At 67.7% G+C, this 11985-nt stretch carries 9 protein-coding genes; 4 read left to right on the top strand and 5 right to left on the bottom strand.

Annotated features, from left to right (window positions below):
• Positions 1 to 72: 72 nt before the first annotated feature.
• Positions 73 to 2706: an Ig-like domain-containing protein gene (locus tag ACXDF8_RS15140; RefSeq protein WP_457224085.1), complete on the top strand. Its 2634-nt coding sequence runs from the start codon at positions 73 to 75 to the stop codon at positions 2704 to 2706.
• A 48-nt stretch (positions 2707 to 2754) separates the two neighbouring features.
• Here ACXDF8_RS15140 and ACXDF8_RS15135 read toward each other — a convergent pair whose 3' ends face one another.
• On the bottom strand, positions 2755 to 3003 hold the full coding sequence (locus tag ACXDF8_RS15135; RefSeq protein ID WP_457224084.1) for a hypothetical protein: 249 nt from the start codon (positions 3001 to 3003) through the stop codon (positions 2755 to 2757).
• A 104-nt stretch (positions 3004 to 3107) separates the two neighbouring features.
• Positions 3108 to 3818 carry a DedA family protein gene (locus ACXDF8_RS15130; protein ID WP_457224083.1) on the bottom strand — a complete coding sequence of 237 codons (711 nt, stop codon included), beginning with the start codon at positions 3816 to 3818 and terminating at the stop codon, positions 3108 to 3110.
• 107 nt (positions 3819 to 3925) lie between these two features.
• Here ACXDF8_RS15130 and fbaA point away from each other — a divergent pair, with 107 nt between their 5' ends.
• Positions 3926 to 4963: a class II fructose-bisphosphate aldolase gene (fbaA, locus tag ACXDF8_RS15125; protein WP_457224082.1), complete on the top strand. Its 1038-nt coding sequence runs from the start codon at positions 3926 to 3928 to the stop codon at positions 4961 to 4963.
• A 51-nt stretch (positions 4964 to 5014) separates the two neighbouring features.
• Here fbaA and ACXDF8_RS15120 read toward each other — a convergent pair whose 3' ends face one another.
• A complete protein-coding gene (locus tag ACXDF8_RS15120; RefSeq protein ID WP_457224081.1) occupies positions 5015 to 5767 on the bottom strand; it encodes an Rv0361 family membrane protein in 753 nt (250 codons plus the stop codon).
• 91 nt (positions 5768 to 5858) lie between these two features.
• Between ACXDF8_RS15120 and ACXDF8_RS15115 the strand changes: the two genes are divergently transcribed.
• Positions 5859 to 6275: a DUF3151 domain-containing protein gene (locus ACXDF8_RS15115; protein WP_457224080.1), complete on the top strand. Its 417-nt coding sequence runs from the start codon at positions 5859 to 5861 to the stop codon at positions 6273 to 6275.
• Between the two features lie 16 nt (positions 6276 to 6291).
• Here ACXDF8_RS15115 and ACXDF8_RS15110 read toward each other — a convergent pair whose 3' ends face one another.
• The gene (locus ACXDF8_RS15110; RefSeq protein WP_457224079.1) at positions 6292 to 8088 is read right to left on the bottom strand and encodes an FUSC family protein; all 1797 of its coding nucleotides are present in this window, start codon (positions 8086 to 8088) and stop codon (positions 6292 to 6294) included.
• Between the two features lie 5 nt (positions 8089 to 8093).
• Positions 8094 to 8990, bottom strand: coding sequence for a cation diffusion facilitator family transporter (locus ACXDF8_RS15105; RefSeq protein WP_457224078.1), 897 nt, complete (start codon positions 8988 to 8990; stop codon positions 8094 to 8096).
• 1008 nt (positions 8991 to 9998) lie between these two features.
• Here ACXDF8_RS15105 and ACXDF8_RS15100 point away from each other — a divergent pair.
• Positions 9999 to 11942, top strand: coding sequence for an Ig-like domain-containing protein (locus ACXDF8_RS15100; RefSeq protein WP_457224077.1), 1944 nt, complete (start codon positions 9999 to 10001; stop codon positions 11940 to 11942).
• The last annotated feature ends 43 nt before the right edge of the window (positions 11943 to 11985 follow it).

Below are 11985 nucleotides of genomic sequence, written 5' to 3'. Positions count from 1 at the left end.
CCCGGACGCCACGCCGCCCCTGCGGCAAGCGACTCGACCACGGGCTCGCGGGGCACGAACCAGGCGACGAACATGGCGTCGATCGGCGCGCGGGCGGCGCAGGTGGGCGGACTCGCAGTCGCCGCCTACGTCATCACGGCCGTCGCCACCGGACACGCAGTCGCGTCCGCCGAGGTGGGTGACGCGGACGCGGGAAAGTCCGTTGCTGCGTCGAATCACCATGAAGCAAAGGCGCCTCGGCCGTCTGCGCGTGCCGGCATTGCGGGCAGCCGCCGCCCCTCGGTGGCGGGTACTGACCACCGTGTGCCGGCCGCGTCGGCGACTGGCCAATCGGGCAGCTCGTCCTCGGCGGCGCGCCGGACGGGGGTGCAAAGGCTGCGGGCCCCCATCGCTGTGCCGCAGTCTCAGGCGATCGCTCCATCGGATGTATCGGCGCCGGTGGTGAACGCAGCGGCACCCGTCGCGGCGGCGGCCGACGCCGTTGCTCGCACACCGGTCCGCGCAGCGGTGCCGTTGCAGCCCACGCGGCTGGCGCTGGATTGGACTCCGTTCACCTGGATCCGGCGCACGTTCTTCAACCGCCCGCCCGCCGTTCGTTACAACGCCAGCCTGAACTCCGAAGACATGAGCAACGGCGTCATCACCGGCAACATCGGGGCGGTCGATCCCGACCGTGACCGCCTGACCTACACCCTCGTCACCAACCCGAAGTACGGATCCGTGGAAATCGACCAAGCCACAGGCGATTTCACATTCACGCCCACCGAGCTCTTCGCACAGTTCGGCGGGACTGACATGTTCACCGTGCGGGTCAGCGACGGCCGGTTCCACCTGCTGTCCTACCTGTTCTCACCGGATCGGGGCACTCCGAGGGCCCGGATCGCCCTGGGTGTCACGCCCCTGCCGGACGCATCACCGTCGTCCCCTTTGGAGACGTTCAAGGTGGAGAAGGTGATCGAGTTCGACGTTCCCGACGGTGTGGTCGTCACCGGTGCGGACCTCACGCCGGACGGCGACCACATACTGCTGGAGGTGAACATCGGCGGGAAGACACAGATCGCGGTGAGCAACCTCGATGGTGGTGACTACCAGTGTATTTCGTGTGGTCTGGTTACCAATGCCGCCAAAGCGATTGCCCTCGAGGACAATCGGAGGATCTGGTTCGCCAGTACCTCCGGGCAGCAATCCGCCGATGACCCACTGGGGGGAGCCGGTTTGATCGGCTACTCGATTCTGGAGTGCGAAGGGTCGATCTCCTCGTGTGCGAACCCCACCGTCAAGAGTGTCGAGTTCCCTTCGGACCGAGGCCCGATGGCCGCAACCACCCAGAACCGAGAGGCCAAACCCGATCCGTTCGGCGAGTACGTGACGTGGACCGAGAACACGCCGGTGACCGGCCCACGGATGAGCATCGCCACGCTGGTTGCCACCGATAGCGGATACCAGCTCCTCGACCAGCGGATCTTCAGCCCACAGTGGGACGAAGACGCCGAGTACGCCCAGGACTTCGTCAACGCCACCCGCTTCTACGAGGGCGCGAGTTGGCATGCCGGTGGCCGGTATCTGAAATACCAGACCACCACCACCGGGCTGAACTACGACTTCTACCTGTTGGACACCGCTACCGGTGAGCGGCGCCAGATCACCACCGACCTCGACTACAACGAATCCGGCGACGTCTCACCGGACGGCCGATCGGTCTACTTCAGCTCGGCGCGCGGAGCCGACCGGATGGACGTCTTTACTGCGCTTCAGCGGCCGTCACTCCTCGATGTCGCTGCGTTCCCTCAGATGGGGCGTGTGAGCCTGTGGAACAACCGGCGCGCGATGAACGAGCCGTGGGTGATGAACCTCGATGACGGCCAGCAGCTGGGTGGCTACTCGGGTCAGCCGATCATCATCGACCCCGATTGGACCATCCGCGGCTGGAGTTGGTTCCCGGATTCCACCCGCGCTCTGATCAACGAGCAGCAGCGTCCGGACACGGTGACCCCGGGCGCGCCCGACACCCCCTGGCGATTCAGCATCATCAGCTTTCCGACCCGGGAAGCGACGACCCCGCTGGCGCCGGTGCACCAAGACCCCGAGGCGATCGCAACGTGGTCGGTGCCGGTCGAGGAGTACAACCCGATGATGGGTCGCCAGGTTTCGTCGCGAGTGCTCAAAGGACAGTATTCGGGAACGGCCACCCTGCATTACAGCGGAGCTTTCGCCGGCGGTTCGTATTCGGTGACCTACGAGAATTACTCCGACGACGGCAAGACCTTCATCAACGGCACCGAGGCGGTGACGGTCGTCAACCCGATCGGGAATGCGACCTGGAGCGCCGACCTCACCAGCACGGGCGAACGTACCGGCTATCTGAAGGGCAGCATCAAGGCCGGCAAGGCGAATGCGTTCACCGGCTCGGTTACCTCCGAGATCAACGGGGTCGTGTACAGCGGCGTTCCTACCCAGACCGATTTCCCGGTCATCGAGCCGCCCCAACTTGCGATCTCGTCGTTCGACAACAGGGTGCGAGTGACCGCAACTGTGGCCGAGGACGGCTATCCCAGGCCCGTCCGCGGCGCAACCGTGACCGTGGGTTCGGTGACCACCACGACCGACGAGCACGGCTACGCCCAGATCGCGTTCACCCCCGGTGACACCATCACCGCTGTCGCCGGCGGCTTCCGCCCGGTCAGCCAGCAGGCGGCTTCGGCTTGACCGCGACGCCCGTGATCAGCGGCGTCCGCCGGGGGCCGACCGGTCAGCTCAGGGAACGGCCTTGTCCTGCGGGGTCGCGACCAAGATCGGACCCGCCTCGCTGCCGTCCATGGCCGATTTGAAGCTGCCCTGGGTGCCGTCGGAGTCGATGGCCGCGCCGTCGTAGCCGCTGTCGCCGTCCTGGACGGCGAAGGTCGTCGTCGGGCTGGTGGTGGCAGAGGCAACGGCGACACCGCCGAACAGTCCTGCCACCCCGATGGCCGCCGAAGCTGCGACTGTGCTGAGGAGAATCTTCATCAACGCTGTGCCCTTTCCCGTGGTCAGCGCAAGCTATCGGGCGCGGCTGTGAGAAACGCTGGGCGTCGCCTGGGAGTCGGCTTGGGGTCGCAGCTGGGAGGGAATTATTCGGTCGGCTCCGGTGTCGCCCGGGGCGCCGTCGTGTCGACCGCGGTGTCACTGCCGGCGCGGGCGTTCTTGCGGCGCTTGTACCACTCGATGAGCATCGGGCTGATCGAGGCGACCGCGATGAGGATGAAGATCGGCTCCAGCAGCTTCTGGATGATCTCGAACTGACCCAGCCCGTAGCCGAGCAGTGGCAGGCCCATTCCCCAGGCAACGGCACCGATGACGTTGAACAGCGTGAAAGTCGGGTAGCTCATCCGGGCCGCGCCCGCCGCGATCGGGGCCAGCGTTCGCACGATCGGGACGAACCGCGCCAGCACGATTGCGAACGGCCCGCGCTGTTCGAAGAAGACGTGCGCCTCGTCCAGATAGCGCTGCTTGAGGAAGCGCGCGTTCGGTTTGAACATCGAGGTGCCGATGAACCGGCCGACGACATAGCCCACTTGGCTACCGAGGACGGCGGCGATCGGGATGAAGACCAGCAGCTGCCACAGCGTGAAGTTCGCCGTGCCGTCCTTGGCGGTGGCGGTTCCCGCCGCGAGCATGCCCGCGACGAACAGCAGGGTGTCGCCGGGCAGGACGGGGAAGAGCACACCGGATTCGATGAACACCACCAGAAGCAGTCCGAGCAGGGCCCAGGTGCCAAAATGCCCGATGAGCGTCACCGGATCCAGGAAATCCGGCATGAGCGCAAGGGTCGTGCTCGTCATGAGGCCCGACCATACCTGTCCCGGTCTTGCCCCCGTTGGCGGCGCCGCGGCCGCCGCTCTTTGAGATACTTCTGCAGACAACCGGAGATCAGCCGAGAGGAACTGCTATGCCCATCGCCACGCCGGAGGTCTATGCCGAGATGCTCGGCCGGGCCAAGGAGCATTCCTTCGCCTTCCCGGCGATCAACTGCGTCGGCTCGGAGAGCATCAACGCCGCGATCAAGGGCTTCGCCGACGCCGGCAGTGACGGCATCATCCAGTTCTCCACCGGAGGGGCGGAGTTCGGCTCCGGCCTGGGGGTCAAGGACATGGTCACCGGTGCGGTGGCGCTGGCCGAGTTCGCCCACGTGGTGGCCGCGAAGTATCCGATCACCGTCGCCCTGCACACCGACCACTGCCCTAAAGACAAGCTCGACACCTACGTCCGTCCGCTGCTGGCCATCTCCGCCGACCGGGTAGCCAAGGGGCAGAACCCGCTGTTCCAGTCGCATATGTGGGACGGCTCGGCCGTGCCGATCGACGAGAACCTCTCGATTGCTCAGGAGCTGCTCAAGCAGGCCGCGGCCGCCAAGATCATCCTGGAGATCGAGATTGGCGTCGTCGGCGGTGAAGAGGACGGTGTCGAGGCCGAGATCAACGAGAAGCTCTACACCAGCCCCGAGGACTTCGAGAAGACGATCGAAGCCCTGGGTGCCGGCGAGCACGGCAAGTATCTGCTGGCCGCGACGTTCGGCAACGTGCACGGCGTCTACAAGCCGGGCAATGTCGTGCTCAAGCCCGAGGTGCTGGCCGAGGGCCAGAAGGTCGCGGCGGTCAAGCTCGGCCTGCCCGCCGGCTCGAAGCCCTTCGACTTCGTGTTCCACGGCGGTTCGGGTTCGCTGAAGTCCGAGATCGAGGACTCGCTGAAGTACGGCGTGGTGAAGATGAACGTCGACACCGATACGCAGTACGCGTTCACCCGGCCCATCGTCGGGCACATGTTCTCCAACTACGACGGCGTGCTGAAGGTGGATGGCGAGGTCGGCAACAAGAAGGTCTACGACCCGCGCAGCTACTTCAAGAAGGCCGAGGCCGGCATGGCCGAGCGCGTCGTCGAGGCGTGCAACGACCTGCACAGCGCGGGCCGCAGCGTCTCAGCCGGCTAGGGAATTCGGCGCGCTGTCGCTCGCCCAGCGGCGGTCAGCGCGCCGAATCGCTCAGGTGGCCTGGCAGATCTTCCACTGGTTGTCGCGGAACTGCAGATCGAAGCTGCGGGTGGAGCGGGTGGCCGGGTCGAACGCCATGAACGAGGTGACGTTGGCCTCGGCGTGGTCGCCGTTGACGACGACCTCGTCGATGCTGGCGACCACCGGGTACTGCCCGGCGGCGGCCACCCGGGCGTGCGTCTGCGACCAGGCCTGATCGTCGTAGGTGACATAGCTGTCCCGGGTTTGTCCGCAGGTGATACCGCGCAGGGTGGCCAGATCGCCACTCTGCACCGCGGTGTCGAAGCTCTGGATCGTCGAGCGCACCATGTCCTCCTGCGAGGCTTTGGTGCTGTCGCCGCGGGTCAACAGGATGGTGATCAGGATGGCAACGGCGGCCACCGCGGCGATGACCGCGATGACTGCGATGACCAGCGCCCAGCTGCGCCGTCGGGTCGCGGGTGCGCGGGGTGGGATGGCTTGCGGCCCGGTGCGTGGTGCCGAAGCCGGGAAGACCTCCGTCGGAGTCGAGATGATCTCGGTCTGCGGCTCCGGTGTGCGGTCGATGATCTGGGTCGACCCCGCATCGAAACCCGGTGCGGTATAGCGACGTTCGGGCTGTGCGTCGCCGGTCCCGATCACCTCGGTGGTCTCACCGGCCTCGTGGGTCGGCGGCTCGTCACCGTCGGGGGCGACAGGGTCGGTCGCGTCGGGAACGACGGCGTCGGTCGCGCCGTCGTGGTCGGGCCCGGATGGGTTCGACATGGGGTGCTGCGGTCCTCTCACGCGCTGGTGTTATTGACCCTAACTGCTGGGTCCGACCAATGGCTGTCGGCGCCACGGCACAATAGGACACATGACGTCGTTTGGTGATCTCCTCGGGCCGCCGCCCGTGCTCCTGCCCGGTGACCCTGAGGCGGAAGCCGAATTGGAGGCCGGGGAGAAGTCGGCGATCGTGGCCGCCGCCCACCCGTCGGCCTCGGTGGCGTGGGCGTGCCTGGCCGAGGAGGCGCTCGACGACGACAAGGCGATCACCGCCTACGCCTACGCCCGGACCGGCTACCACCGCGGCCTGGACCAGCTGCGGCGCAACGGCTGGAAGGGCTTCGGTCCGGTGCCCTACCACCACGAGCCGAACCGCGGATTCCTGCGCTGCGTCGCGGCGCTGGCGCGCGCTGCCGACACCATCGGCGAGACCGAGGAGTTCGCCCGCTGCCTGGACCTGCTCGACGACTGTGACCCGGCGGCCCGGGCCCAGCTGGGTCTGGCCTGACCGCGGCGTCGGTGCCTCAGCGCTCGAGCGGCGGCCCCAGTGCCAGTGCTTGTCTCAACTCGCTGATCTGATCGGCGAGGAACGGCGGCCCGTCATCACCATCCGGCGGCGCCGACCCGGAGCGCACCGCGGCGGCCAGTGCCTCGAGCTGCGTGACGTCGGCGTCGGCGGGTCGGCCGCCGAACAGCGACTGCACGAACTCGGCGCCGTCGGCGCGATGCTCGATGGTCCAGCATGCCGCGATCGTGCGGTAGGCGAGCTGCTCGGTGGCTGCGACCGCCGGCAGCAAGCGCTGAGCGACCGCGCGGTGGCGAGGCGATCCGGCCTGCGCCGCTTCGTCGGATTCGGTCAGGGCGATTGCCGCGATCTGTAGGTCTCGGCGGGCGGCGCGGGCCGATAGCGCGGTGGTGTCGCCGGCGGCCACGTGCGGCAGCACCCGCGCCGCGGCCTCGAGGGTGCGTCCGATCGCGTCGGTGAGCCGAGCCGACTCCTGGAAACGCACCGCGAGGAGATAGACCGCCACACCGACCGCACAGCCGATCAGCGTGTCGGCGCCGCGGGCCAGCAGCAGCGCGCCGATGTCTACGGCGTGGGTGCCCTGCGCGATGGTCAGCGCTGCGGCAGTGATGAAAACCGTTGCCAGCGCATAGTTTCGGACCACCAACAGCTCGATGACGAACTGCAGGGCGGCCAGCAGCGGTGCCAGCCACAAGCCGTGCGGGTGCAGCAGCAGGATGGCCCCGGCCAGTCCGAGGCCCACCCACGTGCCCAGCAGCCGCTCGCCGCCGCGGCGCAGGGTGCGGGCGCGATCGGTGCCCTGGTGCAGCACCAGCACGGCGGCCGCCATCGCCCAGTAGGCATGGTCGACGCCCAACCACATCGCGACCGCGCCGGCCAGCGGAACCCCGACGGCCACCCGAGCCATGACGTGGCGGACGTGCGATCCCGGGCTCACGGCTCGGCGCAGCACACTGACCAGCGGCGGGCTGCCCAACGGGATCCGGTCGACGGGTCTGGTCGCGATGGACTCCGGCGCCACATCCAGGCGGCCGAGCCCGCGCGCCTGGTCGGCGGCCCCCGCCGCGGGGGAGCCGCCGCCTGCCGCCGCCTCGACGGCCTGGGTGAACAGGATGTGCAGGGCGTGGTTGGCGCCACGCAGCCGGTGCAGGACGCTGGTGGGTGGTGCGGCCAGCGGCTGGTAGTTGACCAGGACTCGCCAGGAGCGGTGCAGGGCGGTGGCGGCACCGTGGCGAGCCGCGCGCTCCTGCGGTGAGTTCGCCGTCGCCAGCGCCGTCTCCACATAGGCGGCCACCGCCTCGGCCGCGGCGGCGACCGCGGCCCGTTCGGGCCCCCGGAAGTCGATCAGCGCGCCGGACATCTGCACCAGCCACGCCACCACGCCGCCGCCGAGCACCAGCAGGCCGACTGTCCACGGCGCAAGGTGGGCGCCGGACACCCCGACGCCCGCGGCGCACGCCACCACGAATACGTACGCGCCGGGCGGGCCCACGGTCAGCGCGTTGCACAGCCACACCGCCGCAACCGCTATCACCGACACCATCGCGATGCCGGCCCACGGCAGCTGCGCCGACCAGTCACCAAGGGCCACCGCCGCGGCGAGTGACACCGCCACCGTCGCCAGTTCGATGCCGCGGTTGGCATACGGCCGGTCCCCGCCGAAGCGGGAGGTGAACGCGCCCAGGCTGGCGATCAGCCCCGCGCCCACCGCGCCGGCGGCCCAACCCGCAGAGACGGGGATGGCGGTGCTGATCGCCGCGCGCAACCCCAGCGGCCAGCGCGCCCCGGTGGCCAATCAGCTCACCAATCGGTGTGGTCGGCGCAACCGTCCGCGCAACCGGGCGGCTCGACCTGCACGGTTGCGTGGTCGAGACCGCGAGCCGACAGCAGCGCACGCGCCTCGTCGAGCACGCGGGCAGCGTCCCCGCTACTGGTTAAGTGTGCCGTGACCATGTCCTTGCCCGGCACGAGCGTCCACACATGCAGGTCGTGCACTTCGGTGACGCCGTCGACAGCGGCCAGTGCCGTACGCAGTTCGTCCACATCGATGTGCTGCGGCGAGGACTCCGACAGGATCCGCAGCGCGGCCCGGGCCAGCGCGAACGCCCTGGGCAGCACCCACAGGGCCACGAACACCGCGACCACCACGTCGGCGTACGGCCAGCGCGTCGTGACCGTCACGATGCCGGCGATCAGTACGCCGATGCTGCCGACGGTGTCGGCCACCACCTCCATGTAGGCGCCCTTGACGGCCAGGCTCTGTTCGGACTGTGAGCGCAGCAGCAGCACCACCGCCGCGTTGGCGACCAGGCCGGCGATGGCGACGACGATCAGTGGGACGCCGGGGATCTCCGGGGCATCGCCGAGCCGTTCCATCGCCTCGTAAAGGACGAACGCCGCGACGCCGATCAGTAGCACGGCGTTGGCCACCGCGGTGAAGACCTCGGCGCGATGCCAGCCGTAGGTGCGCGACGCCGACGCCGGTCCGTGGCGGGCCAGCAGCACCGCGGTGAGGCCCATGAACATCGCGACGAGGTCGGTGAGCATATGGCCGGCGTCGGCCAGCAGCGCGATCGATCCGATCATCAGCGCGGTGGTCAGCTCGACGATGAAGAAGACGGTCAGGATCGCCGCCGCGATGAGCATCCGGCTCACCCGTGCGTCGCCACCATGACTGTGGTCGTGTCCAGAACCCATGCCGGAAATATATGCATAAAGGTGCATATGTCGCAAGCGGCTGCCGCTGCGGCGTGGCCTGGCGTTCAACGCAACGCATCGTCTCGTTCCGGGTCCAAGGGGTGCTCACATGCATTCACGGTTGTTGGTTTTTCCAGAGGAGGCTCCCGCCTATCCGGCTATCAAGGGCGGCGTCGCCTCCGGTTGTGGGGCGGCGCCATTGAAGCGGCGCACCGGGCCAGCTCGGGGCTGGGGGGAGTGTCTGGCCAGGTGGCGTGATCCGCCGGGCAATCCGGCGGTGGATCGCTGCCGGCAAGCGATGTGACCCGCTGAGGCCTTGACCATCACCGTGACCTACATTACTTTCAAACAAACATGCACGATGGTTTGTAAATGTGGTAAGTGGGAGGAATAGCGATGCATCCAGTGGAGAACAGCCCGTCCTCGAGGAACCGAGCAGCAGGGTCCCGCGGCGATCGGCGGACTCCGCCCCCAGCGACCTCGCCTGAATCTGCTGGCGCGAAGGGCGGTCGACGGGGCCGCATCCGACCGTACGGATGGTTGGGGCTTGGCGCGTTGACGCTGGGGATGGGTGCGGCACTGGCCTGTGGAGGCGGAATCGCGCACGCGGATTCGACGGGCTCGGCCGCTGCCGGGGGAGCAGCCGCCGGCAACGGGGTCAAACACTCGACGGCGTCGACCAAGCGCCGCCCTCCCGGCGGTGATGTCACCGCGGGCAAGCCCGCGACTCCGACCTCGCGAGTCGGCGCCTCCAACTCGAATCATGTTGAGGCACCGGCAGTTTTGCGGTCAGCAGCCGCGACGATCGTCCATGCCAAGCCGGCTCCGCGGGTTGCCGCCGTCTTGGGGAGGGGCCTACCGGCACCCGCCTTGCCGGCCGGATCGGCCGACGTGCTGACCGTTACTGCTCGCGACGTCGAGAGGGTCGCAAGATCCCCGCGGCTTTCGGCTGCGGCCCTCCCCACGCCGGTCGCCGGCGTCCTTTCGTCACCGCAGCCCGGGGCGGCCATGGCGGTCACAACCAGCGGGTCGCTTGCTCCCGTTGTGCCGGCGCTGCAGGCCCTCATCAGGCAGATTGAAGAGGCAGTGGCCGCCTCGGTGCGGTTTGTCGGCACCGTCGTTCGGTCGACGGTGCACGCCGCCGCGGTGTTGGTGCGAACGGTGGTCGACACCGTCGTCAATGTCATCGAGATCGCGTTCCATCCCGCGCCCCATGCGGACGGCCCGACGATAGGAATGCCCGATGTTCGTACCGGTGCGGTGAGCGGTGATCTCGGCTTCAGGGCACCGGGCGATCTGCCGCTGACGTACACGGTGATCTCCGGTCCGACGCAGGGTTCAGTGGTGGTGAGCAACTCGGGAACTTTCGTCTACACCCCCACGCAGGACGCCCGGCTGGCTGCCGATGGCGAGACGCCGCTCACCGATAACTTCGTCGTGATGGCCAACGACGGGTTCGGCACCACGACGCAGGCCGTCACCGTCCCGGTCACCCCGGCGCGTTATGTCGTTGCGCTACCGAGTGACGTCGAGAATCCGCGGATGCCCGACTTCACTCCGGACGGTCAGTCGCTGGTGTTCAGCGCAACGCCGCAGGGCGGTGCGCGGTCGGAGATCTACCGGGTCAATGTCGACGGTTCTGATCTCCAGTGCCTCACGTGTGGGCTCGCACCCGAGGTGACCGGCAACCTGGCGAAACCGTTCGCCATGGAGAACGGGACGGATTACCTGCTCAGCGGCGGCACCCAATCCTCGACCGGAGGCTCGTCTGCCGACCACTACATCCTGCACTGCGCCGATGGTGGCGACGGGTGCGGCGATGGCTCCACGTTGTCGCTGATCAACGTGCCGACACAGTTCGCACCGGGGGTGTCCGCGGTGCAGACCCGGGAGATGCGCATTGCGCCCGACGGTACCCACATCGCCTACACGCAGTTGCTGGCCTCCGGCACCCAGACGGTCTTGGTGACGATGGTCGGCACGCTGCAGAAGAACGACGGCAGTTACGACATCGTCGATTCCCGGGTGGTCTACGACGGCGGTGAGATCAAAAGCTTCACACCCGATGGCAAGGCTGTGATCGTCACCGATTTCTACGGTCGCTACAACCAGGGCAACGCCGACGATGTCATGGTCGATCTGCAGGACGGAACGGTCACCCGGCTGACCGCCAATCTCGACTACGACGAGAGCGCCAATCTGTCCCCGAACGGGCAGTGGTTGGTCCTCGGCAGCTCGCGGACGCTCAATCTGCTCACGCCGATGAGCCAGATCGTGCGGCCGACGTTCGTGCCGGCCTACGTCATCTTCCCGACCTTCCTGACGAACCAGGGCACCACCAACCAGGCGTGGTTGGTTTCTCCGGCCGACGAGCTGGCCGGCGAGGACGGGACGTTCCTGGGTGATCCGAGCGGTGCCTATGTCTCCCGTCCGGTCGCGAGTTGGAGTCCCAGTGGTGACGCCGTGACGTTCTGGGAGGCGTCGGCGACCGACCCGACTGAGAGTCGTTTGGTGGTGACCTATTTGAACGACACCGGCGGCGGTACCACGCCCACCGACACCTCGACCCCGGACTTGTCGGGCTGGGCCACTGGCCTGTCCTCATTCGTGCCGAAACTGCCGTCATTGGAACCGGGCCGTGCCGGACTCGTCGGTGGTGACGCACAGGTCGCGACAACCAAGAACGGCAAACTCACCACGACGACGGTCACGTACAACAACTTCGAGGACAGCTCTGGATACATTCTCAACGGGACGGAATCGACCACTGCGAACGCCACCCTGACATCGATCACGTACAACGCCAACATCACCGTGACCGACGCGAGCGGCAACACGATCGGCTGGTTGACTGCCGACAACGTCGTGATCACCAATCAGCAGACCATCAAGGGCACGATTGAGTCGTCGATGAACGGCAACGATTCGGTCATGGGCACGCCGACGGCGTGATCGCCCAACCGCCGTCGCGGGGCCGAATACGTTCACAACGGCA

Source organism: Mycolicibacterium sp. CBM1 (genome assembly GCF_054073305.1).
The sequence above is the reverse complement of the archived record's forward strand: the minus strand, read 5'-3'. Positions and strand labels throughout refer to the sequence as shown.